The sequence below is a fragment of the Actinomycetospora soli genome, from assembly GCF_021026295.1.
GTDB classification, from domain to species: domain Bacteria; phylum Actinomycetota; class Actinomycetes; order Mycobacteriales; family Pseudonocardiaceae; genus Actinomycetospora; species Actinomycetospora soli.
This window is the reverse complement of the sequence record NZ_JAJNDA010000015.1, coordinates 51,649-76,639: the sequence shown is the minus strand read 5'-3', so window position 1 is coordinate 76,639 and position 24,991 is coordinate 51,649. Positions and strand designations below refer to the sequence as shown.

Below are 24,991 nucleotides of genomic sequence, written 5' to 3'. Positions count from 1 at the left end.
GGTCAGGCGGGGACGTCCCGCAGCCGGTCGACGACCGTGTTCGACGGGGAGCCGCCCACGTCGAGCTGGGTCAGGGTCGCGACGCCGTCGTCGAGCAGGTCGACGTCGTCGTCCGGGCCGTCGGTCGGCACCGTCATCTCCTCGCCGTCCAGCTCGACGGCGAGCGGGCCGCGCACCCGGACCTCGTCGGCGCGCTCCCCCGCCGGGTAGTTGACGTTCACGACGACGCCCGGTGCGAACAGCTGCGGGCCGAGCGTCTGCACGAGCCGGGTGACGTACGCGGCGGTGGCGGCGCAGTCGTCCTCGGACCGCCCACGGTGCGTCGACGAGGCGATCGCGGGGATGCCGGCGCGGGCGGCGGTCACGGCGGCGCCGACGGTGCCGGACTCGACGATGCCCGTGCCGGAGTTGTGCCCCAGGTTGGTGCCGGAGACGACGAGGTCGGGCGGGTCCGCGCGCATGAGGTCCAGGCCGGCCCGCACCGCGTCGACCGGGTAGCCGTCGACGGCGTAGACGCCGCGTTCCTTCTCCTCGAGCTCCGTCCGCCCGTCCGACGAGGCGCCCGCCCCGGAGCGGTTCCCGTCGGGCGCGACGAGGGTGACGTCGTACCCGGCGTCGAGCAGGGCCGACCGCATCGCGGTGATGCCCCCGGCGTCCCACCCGTCGTCGTCGGTGAGGAGGACGCGGAGCGGGGCGGGTGCGGTGGAGGTGGTGGGCGGCGCGGGCTGTTGTACGGCCACGCGCGGCGCCGCGGCGGGCGGCGGTGCGGCAGCGGGTGTGGCCGCGCAGGCGCCGGTGAGCAGGGCGCCGACGAGGGCGAGCGCGAGCCGGGCGGCGATCACGACGGCGGGTGGAGCGCGACGGGGAGGCGGTCGAGGTCGACGCCGAACAGGTCGCGGTAGGCGGCGAGGGCCTCGTCGTCGGGCAGGTCGTCCTCGGTGCGGGTGCCGTCGGGGGCGGTGACGATGCGGTGCGCCCCGGCCATCGTGACCCGTCCGCCGTCGGCCGTGGGGAGCGAGCACGTGGGGCCGTGCGTGAACCCGGAGTCGGGGTGGGTCGCGGTCCAGAAGCAGGTGGGGCCGAAGTCGTCGCGCGCCCGTTCCCGCCGCTCCAGCCGGTAGCCCGGCTTCCCCGCCGGGCTGCGCACCTCGACGTCGCCGTCGGGTTGCGGGTCGATCTGCGTCGACGGCTCGTCGAGGGAGATGGGGAGCACGAGGAACCCGCCGAAGCCCACGTCGACCAGCCGTCCGCCCGCCGTGAGCGCCATGTGGGCCAGCGGGGCCGTGTCGCCGGTCGGGGTGTGGACGACGCCGCCGAGGAACCGGACGTCGTGCCCGAGCTCGGCGAGCAACCAGGCGAACAGCCCGTTGAGCTCGTAGCAGAAGCCGCCGCGCCGCCGGTGCACGATCTTGTCGAACAGCGCCTCGGGGCGGAGGTCGACCGGCTCGCCGAGGTGGATCGACAGGTTCTCGAAGGGCACGGCGCGGAAGTGGCGGTCGGCCAGCACCGCCACGTCGTCGCCCTCGTGCGCGCCGATGCGCCCGAGGTATGTGTCCACGTCCACGCGCCCGGTATACACGGCCCCATGCGCGTCGCCCTCGCCCAGATCCTGGCCACCGACGATCCGAAGGCGAACCTGGAGCTGGTCCGTGACCACACGGCGCTCGCGGCGCAGCAGGGCGCGACCGTCGTGGTGTTCCCGGAGGCGACGATGTGCCGCTTCGGGGTGTCGCTGAAGCCCGTCGCCGAGCCGCTCGACGGACCGTGGGCGACCGAGGTGCGTGCGATCGCCGACCAGCACGGCGTCCTGGTCGTGGCGGGCATGTTCACCCCGACCGACGACGGCCGCGTCACGAACACGCTCCTCGCGGTCGGCCGCGGGGTCGACACCTCCTACGACAAGATCCACCTCTACGACGCGTTCGGTTTCGCCGAGTCGAGGACGGTCGCGCCCGGGGAGGAGCCGGTCGTGGTGGAGGTCGACGGCGAGACGCTCGGACTCGCCGTCTGCTACGACGTCCGCTTCCCGGAGCTCTTCCGGGCCCTCGCCGACCGCGGCGCCTCGACGGTGCTGCTCCCGGCCTCGTGGGGCGCGGGCGAGGGCAAGATCGAGCAGTGGGAGCTGCTGGTGCGCGCCCGCGCCGTCGACTCGACGACGTTCGTGGTCGCCTGCGACCAGGCCGACCCCCTCGCCCGCGGCCTCGACCCCGGGAAGGCGCCGCGCGGGGTCGGCCACTCGCTCGTGGCGTCCCCGACGGGCACGGTCGTCGAGTCGCTCGGGGACGACCCGGGTCTGCTCGTGGTCGACGTCGACACCGCGTCGGTGGCCCGCGTGCGCGAGGTGCTGCCCGTGCTCGCGAACCGGCGGATGTAGTCCGGTGGCCAGGGGACGCAGCGTCGAGCGGGTGGCCTCCGCGCTGGCGGCGCAGGGCATGGGCGGACGTACCAGGGAGCTGCCGGACTCGACCCGGACGGCCGCCGAGGCGGGCGCGGCGCTCGGCTGCGAGGTCGGGCAGATCGTGAAGTCGCTCGTGTTCCGGGTGCCGTCGACGGACGCTGCGGTGCTGGTCCTGGCGTCGGGCTCGACGCGGGTGGACGTGGGCAAGCTGGCGGCCGTGGTGGGCGAGCCCGTGGAGCAGGCGACGGGCTCGTTCGTGCGGGAACGGACGGGGTTCGCGATCGGCGGGGTCGCGCCGGTCGGTCTCGTGTCGCCGGTGACGACCTACGTCGAGCGCGGCGTCCTCGCCTGGGACCGCGTCTGGGCCGCCGCCGGGTCGCCGCGCACGGTCTTCGACGCGACGCCGTCGGAGCTGGTGGACGCCACGGGCGGCACGGTGGTGGACGCGGCGGAGTAGGGGCGTTCGCAGGTCGGCTCGCCGAAGCTCTGCCCGAGAACCGGTGCCGGCGGCATCGGTTCTGCAGCACGAGTCGGACAGCCTCGTCACTCCCCGGTGAACTCGAGCCACCTGAGCGCACGCCGTGCCACTGAACTCCTGCCATCGACCCCGCGCGCCCGTCTCTCAACCCTGCGGCGGAAGCTTCCTGACGACGAGCGCGATGGCTTCTTCGGCCTTCGCGCACGGGTCCTCGGTCTGCCGATTCGTCAGACCCGACCACTCCGTCTCGAGGGCCTGCCGCGGCCCGAGCCCGGTCGTCACCGTGCACGTGTTGTCGTCGACCCGTATCCGCTGACGCACGGCCGGCATGCCCTCGATCGTCGTCGGCTGGAAGATCGGTAGTAGGCGCGTGCGGTAGGTGTCAGCCAACAGGTCGCGGTCGGCGATCACAGTTATCGCGAGTTGCTCGTCCTGCTCGTTCGTCCACGAACACTCCCGGCTGTCGAGAACAATCCGCTGCCGGCCCGGTCGTCCGAAATCCAGTGTCTCCAGCTCGGAGCTGGTCAGCAGCGTCGAGCAGGGTGCGGCGGCGACCTCACTGACGTCCCTCGGCACCGACACCGTAGGTGCGCCAAATCGGGGAGAGGTCGGCGCAGTCGATTCACGTGGGGACATCGTTTCCGGCGAGGTGCACGCCGAACACAACAGGAATATCACCAGGACAGCTATGCGCGTCGGCTCAGGAACGGGCATCGAACCGTGCGACCTGGCCGGCATCGCTCGAGGCGTAATCCCGCAACTCGGACTCGATCGCTGAGACGAGCTCGTCGATCCGCTGCATGCCGCCTTCGACGGCGACCAACAATGAGCCGGGACCACCCACCGCGATGGAGCCGAGCACGGTCGCCGCGTCCCGACTGACGTCGTCGTTCGTCCCGGGGTCGACCTTGCCGAGTGCCAGCGCCTCACGGCGGATCTGCATCAGCTGATCGCGCGCCGCGCGCAACTCCCGCAGCACCTGCGGGGCCGCGGCGAGGTCGACCGAGAACGAGTCGCCGACCTCGGCGACCGGCATCGCCTGGCGGGGCACGACCTGTCCGGTGGACAGGACGGTCGGGTCGGAGGCCCGCGGCGTCGGGGCCGCGTACGGGCCGGGCGGCACCGGGACGCTCACCCGACCCACGCTAGCCAGCCGGACCCGTCGTCGGGAACGGAACGGACGAACTCAGCGCAACAGCCCGGCGACGTCCCCCGCGGCCAGCAGCATCGTCAGGACCGGGACCACGCCCGTGGCGGGGACGCGGAAGGCGCGGCCGTCCTGCTCGACGACGCGGGCGGCGGTGAGCGCGCGCAGGTGGTGGTAGACCTGGCCGGTCGACGAGAGCTCTGCCGCGTCCTGGAGCTCGGCGGCGGAGGCCGGGCCGAGCAGGAGGCGGCGGACCAGGGCGAGCCGGACCGGGTGGCCCAGCGCGGCGAGGACCTCGGCGGTGGGTGCGGAGGGCAGGTCGACCACGCCGGCCGGGGAGTAGCCGATCCGCCACGACACCTCGCCGTGCAGGCGGACCGCGCCCTCGTAGGACACGAGCCCCGAGTCGTCGACGGCCTCGGTCGTCGGCGCCGGGGCGGCCGACTCCAACGCCGCGACCCGGGCCTCGAGGGCGGCGAGGCGGTCGTCGTCGGTCACGCGGTGATCGTCCCACTCACGCGACACAGGCCAGCCGGTCGAGACCTCCCGGCGACCGGAGGGCGTCGAGCACGAGTTCCTGCTGGCCGCGCGCCTGCTGGCCGGTCAGCGGCACGACCGGCAGGTCGCGGCCGAGGATCACCGCGTAGCCGACCGAGCCGTCGGTCCGCCGCAGGAACCCGCCGAAGGTGAGGACGTCGACGAAGCTGCCGCCCTTGAAGCCGATCGTCCCGGACGACGAGGGCCCCTGCCAGGTCAGGTGCCGCGCGGCCACGTCGGCGCCGGGAACCGACCCGGTCGCGATGGCCCGGTGGACGCCGAGCAGCTGGGCGGGCGTCCCGAGGGCGCTGGTGGCGGTCCACGCCTCGTTGTCCGCGACGAACTGCGCCGGGTCCTGACGGACGGCGGCGGCGATGCGTCGGACGACCTCGTCGTGGAAGGCGGGTTCGTCGGCGACCCGCCGGCCCAGCTCGGCGTCGAGGACCGCGAGCCGGGCGCGGTCGGCACCCGCCGGCGCCAGGTCGGGCATCGCGAGCCGGGCCGCGCCGCCGGCGAACGAGGGCAGGTCGACGTCGACCCAGCCGGTGGAGGCCGCGGCCGCCCGCAGGGCGTCGTCGCCGAGCCGGGCCCGCAGCCAGTCGGCCGCCGCGTTGTCGCTCTCCCGGATCATCGCGGTGACGAGTTGGTCGACGGCGTAGTCCGGCCCCGGTCCGAGCCGCTGCAGCGCGGTCGGGTGCGCGTCGCCGTCGGTGCCCGGCACGTACCAGCGCTCCCAGTCCGCGCGCGCGACCTGCTCGTCGGGCCGGATCCGCCCGTCGGCCACCGCGGCGGCGTAGGCCGTCAGGTGCACCACCTTCACCGCCGAAGCCAGCGGGAACGGCCGGTCCGCCTCGTGGGACACGACCCGGCCGCGCCCGTCGTCGAGCACGAGACCGACCGTGTCGGGCTGCCCCGCGATCCGGCCCAGCCAGCCGTCCGCGGTGGTCAGGTCCGACGACGTCGGCGCCGGGCAGTCGGCCGGGCGCGGCGGCTCGGACGGGGCCGCCGGGGCCGACCCGCACCCGACGAGCACCAGCCCCAGGACCGTGATTACGAGAATCCGGAATCTCGACATGACGACAACCTAGCAGTCGTCGCCGGGTGTTCGCCTCTCCGACGGCGTGGTCGGGCCCGCCCCGGGGCAGGACATCGACATGGCGTTCACGTGGATCCGCGGCCGGCTCGTGGTGGTCGGCTACTCCCCCGACGGCGACTCGGTGCGCTTCGTCCCCGACGAGCTCGCGACGGTGCGCCGGCTGGAGAACGGCCGACGCGTCCGGCCGAGCGAGCGGGACGGCAGCATCCAGCTGCGCCTCGACGCGATCGACGCCCCGGAGACGCACTACCAGGACCAGGCGCAGCCCCTCGCCGACGAGGCCCGCGCGACGCTCCTCGAGGCCGTCGGCTTCTCCGACGTGCGCTTCGACGACGACGGGACCGTCACGGCGTCGACGCCCGACTCGGTGCCCGCCGCCGTCTGCGCCGCGCTGGTCGAGGTGAACGGCCGCCCGGTCGCCCTGCTCGTCACCGGGCACGCGGCGACCGCGCACGCCGACGGCGACGAGGTCGACCCGGCGACGGTCGTCGACGTCTCGGTGAACGCGACGCAGACCAGCAACGGCCGCGCCTACCTGACCCTGTACTCCTCCACGCCGGAGCCCGTGCGCCGCCGGTTCCTCGAGCTCGCGGCGGACGCGACCGGACCGGGCAGCGTGTGGGCGGCCGACCGGTCGGGCGGGTTCACGCTGACGAAGCAGGCCGACGTCGGGCCGGACGGTCAGCTGATCCTGCCCAAGCTCTTCCGACGCGCCACCGACTACCTGCGCGCGGACACCTCCGGCACCTTCCTCGGCTGGCTGCGCGACCAGGGCAGCGACGACGACCCGGTGGAGGCGGCCGGGCGGCGGACCACGCTCTCGGCGCTCGTCAGCCAGGACGGCGACCGGGTCTCGCTGACCGTCCCGATCACCGACCTGGTCTTCGTCGAGGACTGACCGGGGTCAACCGGCCCGCAGCGCCGTCACCATCGCCTCCACGGCGATCTGCGGCTTCACGTTCGTCTCCAGCGCCTCGCGGCAGGCCAGGACCGCCTCGAGGCGTCGGAGCGTGGACTCGCGCGAGCCGTCGCGCGCGGCGCCCTCCACCTCGATCGCCCGGTCGGGGTGCGTGGCCGCCACCTGCGCGCCGAACCCGCGGACGAGCACGTCGCGGTAGTAGCCCGCCAGGTCGACGAGCGCCCGGTCGAGCGAGTCGCGCCGTGCCCGAGTCTGCCGCAGCTTCTGCGCCTTCTCCAGCTCCTTCTCCGCGGCCTTCGCCGCCCGCTGCGCCTGCGCGACGCCCTTCCCCGTGCCGCCCGCGCCCATCGAGACGGCGAGCTCCTCGCGCTCCGCCTCGTCGCGCGCCCCGGTGAGGGCGACCATCTCGGCCTCGGCGGCGGCCAGCATGTCGTCCGACGCGGCGAACGCGGCGGCCGCGTCCCGCACCGCGCGCGGCAGCCCCAGGACCGCCTCCCGCCGCCCCCGGGCGTCCTCGTCACGCGCGAGGCGCCGTGCGCGTCCGATGTGCCCGCCGCAGACGCTCGCGGCCCACGAGGCGGTGTCCGCGTCGATCCCGTCGCGCTCGCGGAGCACGTCGGCGATGGCCGACGCCTGCGGGGTGCGCAGCCGCACCGGCCGGCAGCGGGACCGGATGGTGACGCTGACGTCGTCCGGGTGCTCGCTGGGCGCGCAGAGCAGGAACACGGTGCGCTCGTTGGGCTCCTCCACCGCCTTGAGCACGGCGTTCGAGGCGTTCTCCGACATGCGGTCGGCGTCCTCGATCAGCACCACCTGCCAGCGCGCGGTGGTCGGCATCCGCGCCGCCCGCTCGATGACCGCGCGCATCTCCTTGACCCCGAGCGAGAGCTTCTCGGTGGCCACCTCGTGGACGTCCGCGTGCGTACCGGCCAGGACCGTGCGACAGACCTGGCACGCGTCGCAGCCGCCCCGCGGGCACTGCAGGGCCGCGGCGAAGGCCCGCGCGGCCACCGACCGCCCCGACCCCGGCGGCCCGGTGAACAGCCACGCGTGCGTCATCCCGCCGGCGTGCCGCGGCGCGCCCTCGGGTTCGGCCCCGTCGGAGGTGAACCGGACGTGGGCCGCGTGCTCGGCGGCCGCGCGCAGCTCGTCGACCGCCTCCGGCTGCCCCACGACCTGCGACCACACGCTCACGGGACCGATGATGCCCCAGACCCCCGACAGCCTCCGCTCACAGGTGCAGGGCCAGCGCGAACACCGCGATGAGCACCGCGATCAGCACGATCAGCGGCGCCCCCAGCCGCACGCCGCCGAGCGGACCCGGCGACCGTGGGGCCGCGCCGGCGCGCCACTCCCCGAACTGCGCCCGGAACTCGGCCTCCTCCCGCCGCTCGCGCTGCCAGGCGGACTCCTCACCGTGGTCCGCCGCGGTCGACGCGGGCTCGGCGTACTCGGGCGGCAGCACCCGCTCCCGGCGGGGCGGCGGGATCGGGCGGGGCGGCGGCACGTCCCGGCCCAGCGGCTGCAGCGCCCGCCCCCGGTCCTCGTCCATCCACCGCGCGACGCCGTCGTCGTCGACCGCGCCCGGGAGCCGGAGGTCCGAGGACGGGGCGGTGGCGGTCGTCGGGTCGTCCTCCCGACGCGTCGGCCGGGTCCCGTCCGGCCCGGCGAGGGGGTCGGTGAACCCCTCGGCCCTGCGCTCGTCCATCCCACGACCCTCACACGTCCGAGTGAATCCGGCCACCGTCCCGCCCGGTCGGACGCGCGTGGGAGCGCCGGACAGCGGGCAGGAGAACGGTATGGGACTGAACTACCGTAAGAAGCGCCGTCTCGGCCCGCTGCCGATCTGGCGGAACGTCTCGCGCTCCGACGCGGGCAAGACGGTGTCGTACTCGGTGAAGCTCGGTCCGTTCACGTGGAACAGCCGCACCGGCCGGAAGACCGTCGACCTGCCGGGCGGCTACTCGTACACGAAGGACTGACCTACCGCTTCTTCGGTTCGCAGGCGATCCCGTCGCCGTCGCGGTCGAGCTTGCCCGAGTAGCCCGGCTCGCCGCGGTGCAGCGGCGCCGCCCCGGCGGCGCGCGCCGCGTCGCAGTTCGCGTACGAGGCCGCGGCCGGCTTCGGCGCGGCCGCCACGGGACGCGGGGCCGGCTTCGGGGAGGCCTTCGGCTGCGGCTTCGGCGAGGGGTTCCCGACGACGGGTGCGGCCTGCTTCGTGCTGGTGGCCGCGGCCCCGCAGGTACGGCCGTTGCCGTCGAGGGAGCGCAGCCGGGCCTGCACCGCGGACGAGGCGTCGTTGCGGCCCTTCGCGTAGATCGCCGTGTGGTCCGCGCGGACCATCATCTCGGCGAGGTCGCCGCCGGCGTAGGACACGTAGCGCAGCTCGCGGCCGTAGCGGTCGCGGTCGACCCCGGGCTCGGCGGTGAGTCGGACCGTCTGGCCGAGGATCGCGTCCTCGGCCGCCCGCGTCGCCCGCCTGCCCCCGGCGGTCGGCGCCTCGCACGAGTCGATCCCGAGGACCCGGACCTCGGTGCCGCCGTCGACGACGAAGGTGTCCCCGTCGATCACCCGGGTGACCATGCCGTCCGTCGCCCCGTCGGCGGCCACGTCGCTGTCCGCCACGGGCGAGGCAGCGACCGGAGCCGCCGCACCCGTCGTCGGGAAGGAGCGGGTCGACGACGCCGGCCCGCACCCGGCGAGCAGCAGGACGGCCGTCACGGCCCCGACGACGAGCGCGGCGATGCGCACGGTTCCCCCGAACTGGTCCGCCGGGCGCACCGTGCGCTCGGACGACCGGCCTATCGGGGATCTTGACCTCCTCGTTACCCGGCGTCACCCGAGCGGGCGGACGACCCGGAACGCGTGGTCGACGAGCGCGTCGAGCCGCTCGGCGTCGGGTGGCGGGGTCCCGGGGTGGAACAGGGCACGGTCGAGCTCGGCGCCGAAGAGCACGAACGCGAGGTCGGCGGCGACGCGGTCGGGGTCCTCGACGCGCGCGAGCCCCCGCTCGACCAGGTCGGCCAGGCCCGCCGCCACCGTGCGCAGCGTCGCCTCGGGCGCCCGGCGGTGGTACTCGGCGGCGAGCTCCGGGAAGCGCCCGGCCTCGGCGATCACGAGGCGGCGCATGGCCAGCACGCGGGGACTCAGCGCCACCGCGGCCCAGCGTCGCAGGAGCATCCGCAGCGCCGGCTCGACCTCCTCCGGGCGCCGGACGGCGGCGAGCGCGGCGGTGAGCTCCGCGCCGAACGCCTCGGCCGTGGCGGTCACCCCGAGGACCACGGCGGCGAACAGGCTGCGCTTGTCGCCGAACTGGTTGTAGACCGTCTGCTTCGACACCGCGGCGGCCGCCGCGATCCGGTCGGTGCTGGTCGCCTGGAAGCCCTCCGCGAGGAACTGCTCGGTGGCGGCCCGCACGATCGCGGCGCGCGCCGGCTCGTCCCGACGGCGCCCGGACGGCGCGGCCGGGTCGACCCGCACGATCAACTCGTCCACTGGACCGGACGGTACTGCGCTCGGTACCGTCCGGTCCAGCTGCAGTACTGCTCGGTCCAGAAGGGCTCCACGATGACGACGTCCCGCCCGACCGGCCCCTCCGGCAGCCCGCTCGTGGGCCGCGGCGACGCGGACCTCCACGCTGCCGTCACGCGCTCCCTGCTGGGCTACGGGCTCGTCGCCGGGCCGCTCTACGTCGTCTCCGCGCTGGTGCAGGGCCTCGTGCGCGACGGCTTCGACCTCACCCGCCACGACGTCTCGCTGCTCGCGAACGGGCCCGGCGGGTGGGTCCAGACCACCACGTTCGTCGTCTGCGGGCTCATGACGGTCGCGGCCGGGGTCGGCATCACCCGCGCCCTGCGGACGCTGCGGGCTCCACGCCCCTGGTCCGGGTGGCTCGTCGCCGGCTACGGAACCGGGCTGGTCGGGGCCGGGGTGTTCGTGGCCGACCCGATGAACGGCTTCCCGCCCGGGAGTCCGGACGGGACCGCGACCGCCGTGACCGTGAGCGGGCTCGGGCACCTCGTGTTCGCCGGGCTCGGCTTCCTGTGCCTGGTCGTCGGTTGCCTCGCCGTGCCGACGGCCCGCCCCTGGTTCGGCCGCGTCACCGGGGTCGTCTTCCTCGTCGCCTTCGCGGCGATCGCGAGCGGGAGCTCCGCGCCCGCCGTGGTCCTCGGCTTCTGGGTGGCGGTGATCCTGGCGTGGACGTGGCTCACCGTGACCTGCCTGGAGACGTACCGGCGGACGCCGTTGCTGACGCCCGCCGGGTGACTCAGGTCGTCGGCGACTTCCGCGTCGTCGTCTTCTTCGCCGGGGCCTTCTTCGCGGGTGCCTTCTTGGCCGGCGCCTTCGAGGCGGTCGCCTTCTTCGGCGCCGGCCCCTTCGCACGCTTCTCGGCGAGGAGCTCGGCGGCCCGCTCGTCGGTGAGCGTCTCGACGCTGTCGCCCTTGCGCAGCGAGGCGTTGTAGCCGGTGCCGTCGGTGACGTACGGGCCGAAGCGACCGTCCTTGACCACCATCGTCTCGCCCGACACCGGGTCCTTGCCCAGCTCCTTCAGCGGCGGCTTCGCCGCGGCCCGGCCCCGCTGCTTGGGCTGCGCGAAGATCTTCTGCGCCTCCTCGAGCGTGACCGTGAAGAGCTTCTCCTCGCTGTCGAGCGACCGCGAGTCCTTGTCCTTCTTGATGTAGGGCCCGTACCGGCCGTTCTGCGCGGTGATCTCGACCCCGGTCTCCGGGTCCTTCCCGACGACGCGCGGCAGGCTCAGGAGCTTGAGCGCGTCGTCGAGGGTGATCTCGGAGAGCGTCATCGACTTGAACAGCGAGCCGGTGCGCGGCTTCTCCTTCGCGCCCTCGGGCAGCACCTCGGTGACGTACGGCCCGAAGCGCCCCTCCTTCGCGAGGACCTCGTGGCCCGACTCCGGGTCGGTGCCGAGCGAGCGGCCCTCCTGCGGCGTGGCGAAGAGCTGCTCGGCCAGGGCGAGGTCGAGCTCGTCGGGCGGGAGGTCCTCGGGCAGGTTGGCCCGCTGGCTCTTCTCCTCGCCGTCCTCGGTGATCATCCGCTCGAGGTAGGGCCCGTAGCGGCCCACGCGCACGACGATGTCGCGGCCCTGGTCGTCGGTGACGATCGGCAGCGAGTTCACCTCGCGGGCGTCGATGCCCTCGAGGTTGTCGCCGACGAGCTTCTTCAGGCCGCCGAGCTGGGTCATGGACGCCTCGACGCCGTCCCCGCCCGCCCCGTTCGTCGACTCGCCGTCGCCGCCGAAGTAGAAGTGCGAGAGCCACGTCTGGCGCCGGGCGTTGCCCGACGCGATGGCGTCCAGCTCGTCCTCGAGGGTCGCGGTGAAGTCGTAGTCGACGAGGCGGCCGAAGTGCTTCTCCATCAGCCCGACGACCGCGAACGCGATCCAGCTGGGGACGAGCGCGCTGCCCTTCTTCCAGACGTAGCCGCGCTCCTGGATGGTGTTGATGATCGACGCGTAGGTCGACGGGCGGCCGATGCCGCGCTCCTCCAGGGTCTTGACCAGGCTCGCCTCGGTGTAGCGCGCGGGCGGGCTCGTCGAGTGCCCGGACGGGTCGAGCTCGTCGGCGGTGAGGCCCTGCCCCTGCTCGAGGCGGGGCAGCCGCGACTCGGCGTCGTCGGCCTGGCCGCCCTCGAGCTCGTCGACCGTCTCGACGTAGGCCCGCAGGAAGCCGGGGAAGGTGATGGTGCGACCCGACGTCGTGAAGGTGCAGGCCTCGCCGGTGGCGGCGGTGGCCTCGATGCGCACCGTCATCGTCGTGCCGCGCGCGTCGCGCATCTGGCTCGCGATGGTGCGCTGCCAGATCAGCTCGTAGAGCCGGAACTCGTCGCCGCCGAGCTCGCCGGCGACCTGACCCGGCGTCCGGAAGGTGTCCCCCGCGGGCCGGATGGCCTCGTGGGCCTCCTGGGCGTTCTTCACCTTGCGCGTGTACTGGCGCGGCTGCTCCGCGACGTTCTCGGAGCCGTAGAGGTCGCGCGCCTGGCTGCGCGCGGCGTTGATGGCGGTCTCCGAGAGCGTCGTGGAGTCCGTACGCATGTAGGTGATGTAGCCGTTCTCGTACAGCCGCTGCGCGGTGCGCATCGTCCGCTCGGACGAGAACCGCAGCTTGCGGCCGCCCTCCTGCTGGAGCGTGGAGGTCATGAACGGCGCGTAGGGCTTGCGCGTGTAGGGCTTCTCCTCGACCTCGGCGACGGAGTAGTCGCTCGAGCCGAGCGCCTCGGCCAGGCGCCGCGCGGAGGCCTCGTCGAGCCGGGTGACGGTGTCCGACTTCAGCTGCCCGCGGGCGTCGAAGTCGCGTCCGGTGGCCACCCGCTGGTCGCCGACCTTCGTCAGGGCGGCCTTGAACGTCTGCGGGTTGGCCTTGTCCCCGGCGCCGGTGTTGAGCTGCGCGTCGATGCCCCAGTAGCCCGCGGACACGAACGCCATGCGCTCGCGCTCCCGCTCGACGATCACGCGGGTCGCCACCGACTGGACGCGGCCCGCCGAGAGCTTCGGCATGACCTTCTTCCACAGCACGGGGCTGACCTCGTAGCCGTAGAGCCGGTCGAGGATGCGGCGGGTCTCCTGCGCGTCCACGAGGTCGTGGTCGAGCTCGCGGGGGTTCGCGGCGGCGGCCCGGATCGCGGACTCGGTGATCTCGTGGAAGACCATCCGGCGGACCGGCACCTTGGGCTTGAGCGTCTCGAGCAGGTGCCAGGCGATGGCCTCGCCCTCGCGGTCGCCGTCCGTCGCGAGGTAGAGCTCGTCGACCTCCTTGAGGGCGTCCTTGAGCTCGGTGACCGTGGACTTCTTGTCCGGCGTGACGATGTAGAGCGGCTCGAAGGAGTTGTCGACGTCGACCCCGAGCCGCGCCCAGCTCTCGCCCTTGTACTTGGCGGGCACGTCGGCGGCGCCGCGCGGCAGGTCGCGGATGTGGCCGCGGCTGGACTCGACGATGTAGCTCGAGCCGAGGTAGTCCGCGATCTTGCGGGCCTTCGCCGGCGACTCGACGATCACGAGCCGGCGGTTGCCGTCACCCGCGGGCGTCGCCGTGCCGGTGCCGTTCTTGCGCCCGCCGCCCTTGGCCGTGCTCCTGCGCGTGCTCGACGCGCGGGCGCGCTGGGTCGGAGCGGACGTCTCGTCGGCCGTCGCGGTTGCGCTCCGTGCCGATGTCGATGCCGACTTCCCAGCCGCCGCCTCTCGCGCTGCCACCAGTCATGCCTCGTCTCGTCGCCTCGTGGCGGCCCGCTCTCGGGTCCCCCACTCGTCGCCAGTGTGCCTCACGGCGACCTCCGTGCCATCGAGAACGTCGTCCGCCGTGCGGTCGTTCCCGGTCCACCGCCCGATTCCCGCTGGTCACGAGCCTGAATCGGATCCGTCAGTCCGGCCACACCCCGTCGTGGAGGTGCCGTGGCCGGCCCCCGACCAGTTCGGCGAGCCGACGCTGCCGCGCCCGCCCGACGATCCGGACGACGGGGTCGTCGGAGTCCCCGGCCAGAGTGGCGCCGAGGCCCGCCCGCTGACACGCCGTGAGCACGGGCTCGTGCGTCGTCGGTGCGAGCGGGTCGAGACCGAGAGTGTAGGCACGCCCCGCCCAGCGCCCGGCGGCCAGGACCCACAGGCGCAGCCGGGGCCCGTCCAGCTGGAGGGGGACCGGCGCGTGCTTGGGATCGGTGTGCCAGTGCTCCGCCAGGGGCAGGAGATCCGCCCGGAAGGCGCTGCGCACCACCGGACGCCCGTCCGGCAGGCGGTCCACCTCGGCCGGCACCCCACGGCCGCGGAAGGCACAGCACAGGGCGTGCGCCCGCCATTCCGTCATCGGGTCCGTCCCGACGTCGGGTCGGGCCGGCTCGGGCGCCTCGGGAGGCGGTCCCGGCGTGGTGGGCGCGCCGTCGTCGCGGACGGGGAGGTCGTCGTCGTAGATCTCGTCGACGCCCTCCTCCCACGCGCGGGGCTCCGGGGTCGGCGTGCTCGGCGGGCTCGGTGTGCTCGGCGGGCTCGGTGTGCTCGGCGGGCTCGGGGCCGCCGGCTCGACGGGTTCCGCGGGCCGGAGCCCGTCGTCGGTGCCCTCGGGGTCCTCCGACTCCTCCTCCGGGGCCGGTGGGGGTGTCCCGAGGACGATCGTGAGGCGCGCGGCCGTGCCGCGACCGAACAGGGACATGCCCCCGCCCGCGCAGAGCACGCCCTCGAGGTCGGTGACCGCGCGCGGCAGGGCGTCCGCCGAGTAGAACGACATCTGCCCCACGCGCGCGCACTCTAGAACATGCGTTCGAACCGTGGTCGACCACGCGCCGGATGTCGCGCGGCCTCTCGGGTGACCGTGGCGCCGTCCTGACGTCAGGTGGCAGCCGTGTGCCACCGCTGGCGTCTCCGGGGCCCGGACAGCACGAAGGGCGCCGTCCGGTCCGGACGACGCCCTTCGTGCGGGTGGGACTAGACCGAGGCCGGCGAGGGCGCGTCGGTGTTGGAGTCCGCGATCGCCGTCGAGCGGCGCTTCGAGATGAACACCGCCACCGCGATGCCGATGACGGCCACCACGGCGATGATCACGCGGACGACCGGGTTGGCGTCCGGCCCGACCGAGAGCACGACCACGGCCGGCGCGATGAGCACCGACACCAGGTTCATGACCTTGATCAGCGGGTTGATCGACGGGCCCGCGGTGTCCTTGAACGGGTCGCCGACGGTGTCACCGATGATCGTCGCCTCGTGGGCGTCCGACCCCTTGCCACCGTGGTTGCCGTCCTCCACGAGCTTCTTCGCGTTGTCCCAGGCGCCGCCCGAGTTCGCGAGGAAGACCGCCATCAGGGTGCCCGCCGCGATCGCGCCGCCGAGGTAGCCGGCGAGCGGACCGACGCCGAGGCCGAAGCCGACGGCGATCGGGGCGAGGATGGCGAGCAGACCCGGCGTCGCGAGCTCGCGCAGCGCGTCGCGGGTGCACAGGTCGACCACGCGGCCGTACTCGGGCCGCTCGTCGAACGTCATGATCCCGGGCTTGGTGCGGAACTGGCGCCGCACCTCGTAGACCACCGCACCCGCGGCGCGGGACACGGCGTTCACGGCGAGACCGGAGAACATGAACACGACCGCCGCGCCGAGCACGACGCCGACGAGCAGGTTCGGGGCGGTGACGTTGTAGATGTCGGTCACCTGCTGGCCGACCTGCTCGTAGGCCTGGCGGATCGCGTCGTTGTACGAGCCGAACAGCGCCGTGGCGGCGAGGACGGCGGTCGCGATCGCGATGCCCTTGGTGATGGCCTTCGTCGTGTTCCCCACCGCGTCGAGCTCGGTGAGGATGTCGGCGCCGGCGCCCTCGACGTCGCCGGACATCTCCGCGATGCCCTGCGCGTTGTCCGAGACCGGGCCGAAGGTGTCCATGGCGACGATGACGCCGACCGTGGTCAGCAGACCGGTGCCCGCGAGGGCCACGGCGAACAGCGCCACGATGACCGAGCCGGACAGCAGGAAGGCGCCGTAGACGGCCGCACCGATGACGATCGCCGTGTAGACCGCCGACTCGAAGCCGACCGAGATGCCGGCGAGGATGACGGTGGCCGCGCCGGTGAGCGACGAGGTGCCGACGTCCTTGACCGGCTGGTCCTCGGTGCCGGTGTAGTAGCCGGTCAGCGCGAGGATGACGATCGCCAGCACGATGCCGATGGCGACGGCGATCGCGGCGATGACCGCGGGGTTGCCGGCCGCGGCGAGGTCGCCGACCGAGACCTGGTTGACCCCGGGCAGCTGGTCGAAGCTCGAGGGCAGGTAGACGAACGCCGCGATCACCGTGAGCACCAGCGAGATGCCCGCGGAGATGTAGAAGCTGCGGTTGATCGCCTTGAGGGCGTTCTCGCCCTCGCGGGTCCGCGTGATGAAGACACCGACGATGGCGGTGAGGACGCCGATCGCCGGGACGATCAGCGGGTAGGTCAGGCCGAGGGTGCCGAACGCGACCGAGCCGAGGATCAGCGCCGCGACCAGGGTCACCGCGTAGGACTCGAACAGGTCGGCGGCCATGCCGGCGCAGTCACCGACGTTGTCGCCCACGTTGTCGGCGATCGTCGCGGCGTTGCGGGGGTCGTCCTCGGGGATGCCCTGCTCCACCTTGCCGACGAGGTCGGCGCCGACGTCCGCGGCCTTGGTGAAGATGCCGCCGCCGACACGCATGAACATGGCGAGCAGCGCGGCACCGAGACCGAAGCCCTCGAGGATGCGCGGGGCCTCCTCGACGAAGATCAGCACGACGACCGCGGCGCCGAGCAGGCCGAGGCCCACCGTCGCCATGCCGACCACACCACCGGTGCGGAAGGCGATGCGGGCGCCCTCGTCCCGGCCACCGGGCTTGGTGGACGCGGCCGCGACGCGGATGTTCGCCTTCGTCGCGAGGTTCATGCCCAGGCCGCCGATGGCCATGGAGAACAGCGCACCGACGACGAAGGCGATCGAGCGCGCGATGCGCTCGACCCAGCCGGTGGCCGGCAGCGCGAGCAGCACCAGGAACACGATGACGATGAACGGCGCCAGGGTGCGGAACTGGCGCCGCAGGAACGCCTGCGCCCCCTCCTGCACCGCGCGACCGATGTCGCGCATGTTCTGCGTGCCCTCGTCGGCGGCGAGCACCTGCTTGCGCAGGACGAAGCCGATGGCGAGAGCGATGAGGGCGATCACCCCCACCACGCTCACCACGGTGTATTCGCTCGTGGAGAACTCGACTCCCTGAGCGAGGTAGGACGCTTGCATCCAGCCTCCCGGTTGGAATGGATCCGGCGACGGGAGGCCGGCTGGCGGCGTCCTCGGCGCTGAGTGATCGCCACCTCGCACACTGCGAACGACGTGGCAGGAGTCGCAGTGTAGGAGGGGTGTCCGACAGTCGTCGGGCCCGGTTCCCGATCAAGCTGTGAGATGCGTTTCTTTCCCGACGCGCGGTGCTGTCGGGCCCGTGTGCTTTTCTCGGGTGCGTGAGCAGCGTCGGGGCCCTGGAACGGGCGGAGGGCATCCCCGACGACGACGGGCGCGGGACCGCCCTGCTGCGCCGCGTCCTGGCCGGGACGCCGCAGGGCGAGGCGCCGCTCACCCACGCCGAGGTGGTGCCCGCGCGCGAGGGCCGGCGCGTGGCCTGGCCGGGCTGGGTCCCCGACGAGCTCCGGGCCCGGCTCGCCGCGCGCGGGGTCCCGGGGCCGTGGGGGCACCAGGCGGAGGCCGCCGAGCACGCGTGGGCGGGCCGCCACGTCGTGGTGTCCACCGGGACGGCGTCCGGCAAGTCGCTGGCCTACCAGCTGCCGGTCGTCGCGGGGCTCGCGGCGGATCCCCGGGCGACGGCGCTCTACCTGTCCCCCACCAAGGCGCTGGGCGCCGACCAGCTGCGGGCCGCCCGCGCGCTCGACCCGGGCGGGCCCGAGGGTCTGCGGGCCTCGTCCTACGACGGCGACACCCCGTACGCCGAGCGCGACGCCATCCGCCGCACCGCCCGCTGGATCTTCACCAACCCGGACATGCTGCACCGGGGCGTCCTGCCCCGGCACGGGCGCTGGACCACCTTCTTGCGGCGCCTGCGCTTCGTCGTGATCGACGAGGCCCACGCCTACCGCGGGGTGTTCGGTTCGCACGTCGCGCTCCTGCTGCGGCGGCTCCGCCGCGTGTGCGCCCGCTACGGCGCGCACCCGACGTTCGTGCTGGCCTCGGCCACCATGTCCGACCCGGCGGCGTCGGCCTCGGCGCTGACCGGGCTCGACGTCGTGGGGGTCACCGACGACGCGTCGCCGCGCGGGGCGCGGGCGGTCGGGCTGTGGGAGCCGCCGCTGCTGGAGGAGATCACCGGCGAGAACGGCGCGCCGGTGCGGCGCTCGGCGGGCGCCGAGACGAGCCGCATCCTGGCCGACCTCGTCGTCGAGGGTGCTCGGTCACTCGCCTTCGTGCGCTCCCGGCGCGGGGCGGAGCTCACCGCGCTCTCGGCCCGCCGGGTGCTCGCCGAGGTCGACCCCGATCTCGCCGGACGGGTCGCCGCCTACCGGGCGGGATTCCTGCCCGAGGAGCGCCGCGCGCTCGAGGAGTCCCTGTTGTCCGGGGAGCTGCGCGGTGTCGCGACCACGAACGCGTTGGAGCTGGGCATCGACATCGCCGGGCTCGACGCCGTGGTGGTCGCCGGGTTCCCGGGCACCCGGGCCTCGTTCTGGCAGCAGGCGGGCCGGGCCGGGCGCTCGGGCGACGACGCGCTCGTCCTGCTCGTGGCCCGGGACGACCCGCTGGACACGTTCCTCGTGCACCACCCCGCCGCGCTGCTGGGCGCCCCGCTGGAGCGCTGCGTGCTCGACCCCACCAACCCCTACGTGCTGGCCCCGCACCTCGCCTGCGCCGCCGCGGAGATGCCGCTGACCGCCGCGGACGTCACCGAGGTGTTCGCGGGCAGCGACGCGGTGCTGGAGGACCTCGTCACCGAGGGGCTGCTGCGGCACCGCCGCGGCGGCTGGTTCTGGGCGCTGCCGACCGAGACCCCGCACCACGGCGTCGACATCCGCGGCTCCGGGGGCGAGCAGGTCGTCATCGTGGAGACCGACACCGGCCGGATGCTGGGCACCGTCGACCCGGGCGCCGCGCACTCCACGGTGCACGCGGGCGCGGTGCACCTGCACCAGGGCGTCAGCTACGTCGTCGACTCCCTCGACCTCGAGGAGAACATCGCGCACGTCCACGCCGAGGAGCCGGAGTGGACCACCCAGTCGCGGTCGGTCACCGACATCGCCGTGGTGCACACCGAGCAGTGCGAGTCGTACGGGGCCACCTGCGAGGACGGGCCGGAGCTGCAGGTCTGCCTCGGCACGGTGGAGGTGACCGAGCAGGTCGTGGGCTACCTGCGGCGGATGCCGTCCGGGCAGGTCGTCGAGCAGGTCCCGCTGGACCTCCCGGAGCGCACGCTCGCGACCCGGGCGGTCTGGTACACGCTCTCCGAGTCGCTGCTCGCCGGGATCGGCATCGACCCGGCGCGCGTGCCGGGGTCGCTGCACGCCGCGGAGCACGCGGCGATCGGGTTGATGCCGCTGGTCGCCACGTGCGACCGCTGGGACATCGGCGGCGTCTCCACCGCACTGCACCCGGACACCGGGCGGCCCACCGTGTTCGTCCACGACGGGCACCCGGGCGGCGCGGGGTTCGCCGACCGCGGCCACGAGGCGCTGCGGGTGTGGCTCGCGGCGACGCGCGACGCGATCGCCGACTGCGAGTGCCGCTCGGGCTGCCCGTCGTGCGTGCAGTCACCGAAGTGCGGCAACGGGAACGACCCGCTGGACAAGGCCGGCGCGATCGCGGTGCTCACGGCGGTGCTGGCCCGGCTGGGCTGATCCGGCCGAGCCGACGGCACTCGCGCGCCCGTCACGGTGGACCTGGGTTCCACCGCGGGCCGGGGTTCGGGGCTCCCGGCCCGCGGGGAGGTCTGCCACGCCGCAGGGCGGGGAGTCGACTCGACCCGCCCTGCGGCGCTGCCTCGGGCGGCGGTGGGCACCAGGGGCGCGCTCCACGCGGACGACGGCACGTCTCCCGTGGCCGTCGGGCGGGCGCCGCTCGTCCCGGTGCCCACCGCCGCGGGTCTGCCGGACCGGGACGTCCCCCTCGCGGGCAGCAGCGGGGCAGGCGCGCTCCGCGGGACGTCGTCGGCGGTCCTGGCCGACCCGAGTCTTCAGTTGTGGTGGTGGTGCGGGTCGCTACGAGCGGATGCCCGTGGCGACCGTCGCCAGGCGGTAGGTCGAGCTGCCGCCGAGCCCGCGGTGCGGGCGCTCGCGGACGGCCTCGGCCATCGCGTCCTGGACGCTGTAGGGGTCGGGCAGCCGCCAGCCCGACACCGCCGGACGGACCCGCCAGTGGATCGACCCCTGGGGGAACGTCGAGGGCGGCGCGGCGAGGTAGCTGCCGCGGCCGTGCAGGGTCATGCCCGGGCGACCCGCGAGGTCGGGGCGCAGCGGCTCGCCCGGGAGCACCGGGAAGAGCCACTCACCGGTCGGCGTGGCCGCGATCGGGACCGGCGCACCGACCGCACGCAGCGCCGCCGCCGCGCGGCGACCGATGCTCGCCGGCACCTCGATGACGTCGAAGGTCAGCCCGGTCGGCAGCAGGATCGAGTAGGGCAGCCCGGACCACCACTCGGCGATCTGGGTGGTGTCGGTCGTGGCCTTCGCGGCCCAGTCGTCGAGCACCGGTACCGGACCGACCTGCGGGGCGTCCGTCCGGCCCGTCCAGACCTCGCCCTGCGGGAAGGTCCCGGGGACGACCGCCCAGCCGTGGTCGGCGAGCACCATCGCCTCGGCGCGGAGCTCGGTGCCGTAGACGGCGCGGTAGCTGTCCCACCACTGCATGCGGGTCCTCCCGGTACTGGTCCACCCCGTGCGGTGTTCCTGCTCCAGTAACGGCAGGTTCTCGCCCGATTTCCACCCGTCGTCGCCCATCGGGCCCGCGGGAACGCCGAGCGCCCTCCTCGGCACCGTCGAGCGGGCGAACGTGCATTCGGTGGGCGGTCGCCGCACCACTCGTCCCGACTGCACCATCCGTGTCGCCGCTCGGCGGGGGCGCCGGGCCGCTCGTCCGCGGAGGACACGGTCCGGTGACGATCGGTGACCGAGCCTCCGGCGATTCACCGCATGACCTTCACCACAGGACCTGCCCGCGCGCGCACCGTGGTGGAGTCGGCGACGGGGAGACATCCGCAGGTCGAGACCACGTCGACCTCCAGCTCCCAACCCTGCCAGGTGCACGCGCGGAGCTCCCCGCCGTTCCGCGCGGCGAGCACCCGGGCGCGCTCGCACCCCGCCTGCTGTCCCCGCACGCCCTCCGCCGCCCCGGCGAGCGCGGCGAGGTCCGCCGCGACCGCCGCCCGGTGCCGCGTGGCCACCGCGGCGCCGAGCACGAGCACCGTGGCGAGGAGCAGCGTCAGCACGCCGATCATCGCGGCGGCCACCACGGTGGCGGCGCCCCGGTCGTCGTCCCACCCGCCGGTCACAGCGGTCATGGCGCTCACGGCGGGAGCTCCTCGGCGACCGGCGGCGCCGGGTCCGTCCCCGTCGGGTCGGCACCTGGCGGGTCGGCGTCGGCCGGGTCGGCGTCGGTCGGGTCGGCGTCGGTCGGGTCAGGGGCGCGGTCCGTGGGGGCACCGTCCGGGACGACACCCGTCGTGGCGGCGACGGCCGGTTCCCGGGCGGCGACCGCCTCCGCGGTGACCCGGAGCGCGCGCAGCGCACCGCCCAGCGGTGGCATCGCAACCCGGACCACCACCGTGTCCCCCTCCACGGTGACCGTCAGCTCGGTGCCCGCCGGCAGTTCGGTGGCCAGGGCGCGGGCGCCGGCGACGTCGTCGCGGGCCGCACGCCGGGCGGCCTCGCCCGCGGCGTCGACGCAGCGGATGCGGGCCACCACGGCGCCCAGGCCCGCGAGCACGACCGCGAACACCAGGACGAGGGCGCCCAGGACGATCGCCGCCTCCACGGTGGCCAGGCCCCGGTCGTCGGCGATCAGCCGGCGCCGGGTGCCAGGGCCCGTTCGACGAGCCCGGTCAGGGCGTCCATGACGGCTCCGCCGTTGACGATCGCGATGAGCAGGCCGGCGAAGGCCGCCGCGGCCACGAGGCCGACCGCGTACTCGACCGTCGACATGCCCTCGTCCGACCGCAGCAGGGCCGTCAGTCGGGCCGTCAGCAGCGCGATCACGGTCGTGGGGTTCTCCATGGTGTTCTCCTTCCGTCCGGGGCCCCGGGTGGGCGCCGGCGTTCACGTCCGCTCCAGCAGCGGACTCGCCAGCCCGATGACGACCGGGGCGATCCCCAGCGCCAGGAAGGCCGGCAGGAAGCACAGGCCGAGCGGCCCGGCCACGAGCACGCCCGCGCGTTCCGCCCGGGCGGCGACCGCCTCGGCGGCCTCGGCGCGGACGTCGGCCGCGACCGCCGCCGCCACCTCGGCGACCGCCGCGCCGCTGCGCGCCGACCGGCGGGCCGCGCGGGCGAGCCGGGCGGTCGACGGCTCGTCGAGGGCCGGGGCCCAGGCCGCGGTGGGATCGGCGCCGAGCGCGACGAGGTCGGCGACCCGCGTCAGCGCCGCCGCGGTCGCCGCCGGGGCGGACTCCGCGACCGCCCGGACCGCACGGTCGAGGGACAACCCGGCGCGCAGGCAGGCCGCGAGCTCGTCCCAGCCGCCCGCCTCCCGCCACGGGTCCGGTCGCTCCGGACGGCTCCGGGGCCCGGGCACGACGGCGCGTCGGTCGAGGGCGACGAGCCGCCGTGCGGCGTCGACCGGGCCGGGCGCGACGAGCAGGGCCGCGGCGAGCAGCAGCGTCCCGAGGACGAGGGCGCTCACCGGACGACCCGGGCGGTGAGTCGCGCGCTCCACTCCAGCCCCACGGCCACGAGCACCGCCCCGACGACGAGCAGTCCCTGGCCGAGGGCCGTCCCGGTCAGCACTGCCCACGGGCGGGCCCCGAGCGCCTGGCCGAGGAGCAGGCCGACGAGGGGGAGCCCCGCGAGCACGGCCGTCGTCGTGCGGGGACCGGCGAGCTGGGCCCCGAGCCGCCCCTCGAACCGGGTGCGGGCGCGCAGGTCGTCGGCGAGCGCCTCGGCGAGGGCGGCGAGCCCGATGCCGTGGCGGTCGGCGCGCGACCACGCGTCGGCGAGCCGACGGACGGGCGGCTCGACGAGCGGCTCCGTCGCGGCGAGCCCGCGCAGGGCCACCGGCACGTCGCCGCCGAGCCGGGCGGTCGCCTCGACGGCGGTCAGGACCCGCGAGCAGGTCCCGTGGGCGTCCCGGGCCGCCGCCCCGGCGGCCGCGGCGGGCGGGTGTCCGGCCCGCAGGTCCGCGGCGAACCCGGCGAGCCCCTCGGCGAACCCGGCGACCGCCTCCCGGCGGTCGGTGTCGCGGCGCCGCGCGTGACGGGCCCGTCCCAGCACCGTGCCGACCACGGCGACCGCCACGGCCCCGCCGACCCCCGCGACGACGACCACGACACCGAGGCCGACCAGCGCGACCGCGACGAGCGGCGGACGGCGGACGGGCCCTGCCGACGGCGGCCCGGCGACGAGGGCGCGGACCCGGCCCGGCGCGGGCGAGCCCGGCCAGACCAGGAGCGCGGCGGCCCCCAGCACGAGTGCGACGGGGCCGCTCACGCCGACACCGACCGCAGGTCCGCGACCCCGGCGAGCAGGGGCCGGGCGGCGACGTCCGACGTCGGGGCGCGCCGCGGCGGGGCCGCGCACCACGGCGCGTCGACGCCCCGCTCGGCGAGCATGGCGCCCAGGTCGGCGCGGCCCACGGCCCACCCGTCCGCGCGGTCCCACGCCGGCACCACCGTCACGGCGTCGCCGTCGGTGCGCCGGAGGACCCCGACCGCCTCCAGGACCCGCCGCCCGTCGGGCACCCGCCGGACGTGCAGGACGGCCTGCACGGCCGCCGCCATCTGGCTGCGCAGGGCGGGCGGCGTCATGCCGCCGAGCGCGGCGAGCGCCTCGAGCCGCGCCGGGACCTCGCGCGGGGAGTTGGCGTGCACCGTGCCCGCCCCGCCGTCGTGGCCCGTGTTGAGGGCGGCGAGCAGCTCGCAGACCTCGGCGCCGCGGACCTCGCCCACCACGAGCCGGTCGGGCCGCATCCGCAGGGCCTGCCGCACGAGGTCGCGCAGCAGCACCGTGCCCGCGCCCTCGACGTTCGCGGGGCGCGACACGAGCCGCACCACGTGCGGGTGCGCCGGTCGCAGCTCCTCGGCGTCCTCGACCACGACGATCCGCTCGTGGGCCGGCACCCGGGCGAGCAGCGCGCTGAGCACGGTCGTCTTCCCCGACCCGGTGCCGCCGACCACGAGGAACGCCAGACGCGCCGCCACCACGGCCTCCAGCAGCGCCCGGCCGGGCGCGTCCACCGTGCCGCCGGCCTCCAGCGCGTCGAGGTCGTGCCGGGCCGGCCGCAGCACCCGCAGCGACACGCACGTGCCGTCGGCCGCGACCGGCGGGAGGACCGCGTGCAGCCGCACCCCGCTGCCCGGCAGGCGGGCGTCGACGTACGGGCTCGCGTCGTCCAGCCTCCGGCCCGCGGCGGCCGCCAACCGCTGCGCGAGCCGCCGCACCGCGTCCTCGTCGGCGAACGACACCGCCACCCGCTCCAGCCCCGCGCCCCGGTCGACCCACACCGCGTCGGGCGCGGTCACCAGCACGTCGGAGACCGCCGGGTCGCGCAGCAGCGGCTCCAACGGCCCCGCTCCGACGAACTCGCGCTGCAGCGTGCGCACCGCGGCGAGGACGTCGGCGTCCCCCACCACCCCGCGCGCCTCCGCCCGCACCGCCGCCGCCAGCTCCGCCACCCCCGCCTCGCCGCCCGCCGCCGCGAGCCGCGTCCGGACCCGTTCCACCAGGTCCGGCACCCCGCCGTCCGCCATCCCCCGCACCTCCCCACGCCGCCCGATCCCGTGATCG

Annotated in this window: 26 protein-coding genes; 6 read left to right on the top strand and 20 right to left on the bottom strand. The window is 75.1% G+C overall.

Going from position 1 to position 24,991, the window contains the following annotated elements; translation table 11 throughout:
• Nucleotides 1-2 precede the first annotated feature (2 nt).
• Nucleotides 3-842: a 5'/3'-nucleotidase SurE gene (gene surE, locus LN037_RS22630; RefSeq protein ID WP_230757238.1), complete on the bottom strand. Its 840-nt coding sequence runs from the start codon at nt 840-842 to the stop codon at nt 3-5.
• Nucleotides 839-1,564: an arylamine N-acetyltransferase family protein gene (locus LN037_RS22625; protein ID WP_230757235.1), complete on the bottom strand. Its 726-nt coding sequence runs from the start codon at nt 1,562-1,564 to the stop codon at nt 839-841. The genes surE and LN037_RS22625 overlap by 4 nt, the downstream gene beginning before the upstream one ends.
• 21 nt (nt 1,565-1,585) lie before the next feature.
• Here LN037_RS22625 and LN037_RS22620 point away from each other — a divergent pair, with 21 nt between their 5' ends.
• Nucleotides 1,586-2,374 (top strand): carbon-nitrogen hydrolase family protein, encoded by a 789-nt coding sequence (locus tag LN037_RS22620; RefSeq protein ID WP_230757224.1) that lies wholly within the window; start codon nt 1,586-1,588, stop codon nt 2,372-2,374.
• Between the two features lie 31 nt (nt 2,375-2,405).
• Nucleotides 2,406-2,855, top strand: a complete 450-nt coding sequence (locus LN037_RS22615; RefSeq protein WP_230757221.1) for a YbaK/EbsC family protein — start codon at nt 2,406-2,408, stop codon at nt 2,853-2,855.
• Nucleotides 2,856-3,020: 165 nt separating this feature from the next.
• Here LN037_RS22615 and LN037_RS22610 read toward each other — a convergent pair whose 3' ends face one another.
• The 4 genes from LN037_RS22610 to LN037_RS22595 form a co-directional block, all read right to left on the bottom strand.
• The gene (locus LN037_RS22610; protein WP_255694737.1) at nt 3,021-3,590 is read right to left on the bottom strand and encodes a DUF3558 domain-containing protein; all 570 of its coding nucleotides are present in this window, start codon (nt 3,588-3,590) and stop codon (nt 3,021-3,023) included.
• Nucleotides 3,577-3,927 carry a hypothetical protein gene (locus LN037_RS22605; RefSeq protein ID WP_230757219.1) on the bottom strand — a complete coding sequence of 117 codons (351 nt, stop codon included), beginning with the start codon at nt 3,925-3,927 and terminating at the stop codon, nt 3,577-3,579. Before LN037_RS22605 ends, LN037_RS22610 begins: the two co-directional genes overlap by 14 nt.
• A 135-nt stretch (nt 3,928-4,062) precedes the next feature.
• Entirely contained in the window at nt 4,063-4,521 is a 459-nt protein-coding gene (locus LN037_RS22600; RefSeq protein ID WP_230757217.1) for a helix-turn-helix domain-containing protein, read from the bottom strand.
• Between the two features lie 16 nt (nt 4,522-4,537).
• On the bottom strand, nt 4,538-5,635 hold the full coding sequence (locus LN037_RS22595; protein WP_230757215.1) for a serine hydrolase: 1,098 nt from the start codon (nt 5,633-5,635) through the stop codon (nt 4,538-4,540).
• A gap of 79 nt (nt 5,636-5,714) precedes the next feature.
• Between LN037_RS22595 and LN037_RS22590 the strand changes: the two genes are divergently transcribed.
• A complete protein-coding gene (locus LN037_RS22590) occupies nt 5,715-6,554 on the top strand; it encodes a hypothetical protein (protein WP_230757213.1) in 840 nt (279 codons plus the stop codon).
• Nucleotides 6,555-6,560: 6 nt separating this feature from the next.
• Here the strand turns inward: LN037_RS22590 and LN037_RS22585 are convergent, their stop codons facing one another.
• On the bottom strand, nt 6,561-7,769 hold the full coding sequence (locus LN037_RS22585) for a DNA polymerase III subunit delta' (RefSeq protein WP_230757211.1): 1,209 nt from the start codon (nt 7,767-7,769) through the stop codon (nt 6,561-6,563).
• Between the two features lie 37 nt (nt 7,770-7,806).
• The gene (locus LN037_RS22580; RefSeq protein WP_230757208.1) at nt 7,807-8,283 is read right to left on the bottom strand and encodes a hypothetical protein; all 477 of its coding nucleotides are present in this window, start codon (nt 8,281-8,283) and stop codon (nt 7,807-7,809) included.
• 91 nt (nt 8,284-8,374) lie between these two features.
• Here LN037_RS22580 and LN037_RS22575 point away from each other — a divergent pair, with 91 nt between their 5' ends.
• Nucleotides 8,375-8,557 (top strand): hypothetical protein, encoded by a 183-nt coding sequence (locus tag LN037_RS22575; protein ID WP_230757205.1) that lies wholly within the window; start codon nt 8,375-8,377, stop codon nt 8,555-8,557.
• 1 nt (nt 8,558) lies between these two features.
• Here LN037_RS22575 and LN037_RS22570 read toward each other — a convergent pair whose 3' ends face one another.
• Nucleotides 8,559-9,356: a thermonuclease family protein gene (locus LN037_RS22570; protein ID WP_230757202.1), complete on the bottom strand. Its 798-nt coding sequence runs from the start codon at nt 9,354-9,356 to the stop codon at nt 8,559-8,561.
• A 54-nt stretch (nt 9,357-9,410) separates the two neighbouring features.
• A complete protein-coding gene (locus LN037_RS22565; protein WP_230757200.1) occupies nt 9,411-10,070 on the bottom strand; it encodes a TetR/AcrR family transcriptional regulator in 660 nt (219 codons plus the stop codon).
• 72 nt (nt 10,071-10,142) lie between these two features.
• On the opposite strand from LN037_RS22565, the gene LN037_RS22560 reads away from it, so the two are divergent.
• Nucleotides 10,143-10,841: a DUF998 domain-containing protein gene (locus tag LN037_RS22560; protein WP_230757196.1), complete on the top strand. Its 699-nt coding sequence runs from the start codon at nt 10,143-10,145 to the stop codon at nt 10,839-10,841.
• Nucleotide 10,842: 1 nt separating this feature from the next.
• On the opposite strand, the gene topA is transcribed toward LN037_RS22560, so the two are convergent.
• From topA to LN037_RS22545, 3 genes are all read right to left on the bottom strand, one after another.
• Nucleotides 10,843-13,779, bottom strand: coding sequence for a type I DNA topoisomerase (gene topA / locus LN037_RS22555; RefSeq protein WP_230757190.1), 2,937 nt, complete (start codon nt 13,777-13,779; stop codon nt 10,843-10,845).
• 166 nt (nt 13,780-13,945) lie between these two features.
• Entirely contained in the window at nt 13,946-14,812 is an 867-nt protein-coding gene (locus LN037_RS22550) for a hypothetical protein (RefSeq protein ID WP_230757181.1), read from the bottom strand.
• Nucleotides 14,813-15,000: 188 nt separating this feature from the next.
• Nucleotides 15,001-17,304, bottom strand: a complete 2,304-nt coding sequence (locus LN037_RS22545; protein ID WP_230757179.1) for a sodium-translocating pyrophosphatase — start codon at nt 17,302-17,304, stop codon at nt 15,001-15,003.
• 218 nt (nt 17,305-17,522) lie between these two features.
• Here LN037_RS22545 and sftH point away from each other — a divergent pair, with 218 nt between their 5' ends.
• Nucleotides 17,523-19,898: a DEAD/DEAH box helicase gene (sftH, locus tag LN037_RS22540; RefSeq protein ID WP_230757170.1), complete on the top strand. Its 2,376-nt coding sequence runs from the start codon at nt 17,523-17,525 to the stop codon at nt 19,896-19,898.
• Between the two features lie 360 nt (nt 19,899-20,258).
• Here the strand turns inward: sftH and LN037_RS22535 are convergent, their stop codons facing one another.
• The 7 genes from LN037_RS22535 to LN037_RS22505 form a co-directional block, all read right to left on the bottom strand.
• Nucleotides 20,259-20,906 (bottom strand): bifunctional DNA primase/polymerase, encoded by a 648-nt coding sequence (locus LN037_RS22535; RefSeq protein WP_230757168.1) that lies wholly within the window; start codon nt 20,904-20,906, stop codon nt 20,259-20,261.
• A gap of 275 nt (nt 20,907-21,181) precedes the next feature.
• Nucleotides 21,182-21,556, bottom strand: a complete 375-nt coding sequence (locus LN037_RS22530) for an Rv3654c family TadE-like protein (protein ID WP_230757502.1) — start codon at nt 21,554-21,556, stop codon at nt 21,182-21,184.
• Nucleotides 21,557-21,561: 5 nt separating this feature from the next.
• A complete protein-coding gene (locus tag LN037_RS22525) occupies nt 21,562-22,029 on the bottom strand; it encodes a TadE family type IV pilus minor pilin (RefSeq protein ID WP_230757166.1) in 468 nt (155 codons plus the stop codon).
• A 26-nt stretch (nt 22,030-22,055) separates the two neighbouring features.
• On the bottom strand, nt 22,056-22,268 hold the full coding sequence (locus LN037_RS22520) for a DUF4244 domain-containing protein (RefSeq protein ID WP_230757163.1): 213 nt from the start codon (nt 22,266-22,268) through the stop codon (nt 22,056-22,058).
• Nucleotides 22,269-22,310: 42 nt separating this feature from the next.
• A complete protein-coding gene (locus tag LN037_RS22515; protein ID WP_230757160.1) occupies nt 22,311-22,892 on the bottom strand; it encodes a type II secretion system F family protein in 582 nt (193 codons plus the stop codon).
• A complete protein-coding gene (locus LN037_RS33805; protein ID WP_230757158.1) occupies nt 22,889-23,695 on the bottom strand; it encodes a type II secretion system F family protein in 807 nt (268 codons plus the stop codon). The genes LN037_RS22515 and LN037_RS33805 overlap by 4 nt, the downstream gene beginning before the upstream one ends.
• A complete protein-coding gene (locus LN037_RS22505; RefSeq protein WP_230757157.1) occupies nt 23,692-24,954 on the bottom strand; it encodes a TadA family conjugal transfer-associated ATPase in 1,263 nt (420 codons plus the stop codon). Before LN037_RS22505 ends, LN037_RS33805 begins: the two co-directional genes overlap by 4 nt.
• Nucleotides 24,955-24,991: the final 37 nt, after the last annotated feature.

What these genes read in the sequence shown, in the direction of transcription:
- LN037_RS22560 (WP_230757196.1), top strand. Translation starts at nt 10,143, where the DNA reads ATGACGACGTCCCGCCCGACCGGCCCCTCCGGCAGCCCGCTCGTGGGC.
- LN037_RS22590 (WP_230757213.1), top strand. Translation starts at nt 5,715, where the DNA reads ATGGCGTTCACGTGGATCCGCGGCCGGCTCGTGGTGGTCGGCTACTCC.
- LN037_RS22575 (WP_230757205.1), top strand. Translation starts at nt 8,375, where the DNA reads ATGGGACTGAACTACCGTAAGAAGCGCCGTCTCGGCCCGCTGCCGATC.
- LN037_RS22535 (WP_230757168.1), bottom strand. Translation starts at nt 20,906, where the DNA reads ATGCAGTGGTGGGACAGCTACCGCGCCGTCTACGGCACCGAGCTCCGC.
- LN037_RS22595 (WP_230757215.1), bottom strand. Translation starts at nt 5,635, where the DNA reads ATGTCGAGATTCCGGATTCTCGTAATCACGGTCCTGGGGCTGGTGCTC.
- LN037_RS22545 (WP_230757179.1), bottom strand. Translation starts at nt 17,304, where the DNA reads ATGCAAGCGTCCTACCTCGCTCAGGGAGTCGAGTTCTCCACGAGCGAA.
- LN037_RS22610 (WP_255694737.1), bottom strand. Translation starts at nt 3,590, where the DNA reads ATGCCCGTTCCTGAGCCGACGCGCATAGCTGTCCTGGTGATATTCCTG.
- LN037_RS22530 (WP_230757502.1), bottom strand. Translation starts at nt 21,556, where the DNA reads ATGACCGCTGTGACCGGCGGGTGGGACGACGACCGGGGCGCCGCCACC.
- LN037_RS22620 (WP_230757224.1), top strand. Translation starts at nt 1,586, where the DNA reads ATGCGCGTCGCCCTCGCCCAGATCCTGGCCACCGACGATCCGAAGGCG.
- LN037_RS22520 (WP_230757163.1), bottom strand. Translation starts at nt 22,268, where the DNA reads ATGGAGAACCCCACGACCGTGATCGCGCTGCTGACGGCCCGACTGACG.
- LN037_RS22580 (WP_230757208.1), bottom strand. Translation starts at nt 8,283, where the DNA reads ATGGACGAGCGCAGGGCCGAGGGGTTCACCGACCCCCTCGCCGGGCCG.
- LN037_RS22505 (WP_230757157.1), bottom strand. Translation starts at nt 24,954, where the DNA reads ATGGCGGACGGCGGGGTGCCGGACCTGGTGGAACGGGTCCGGACGCGG.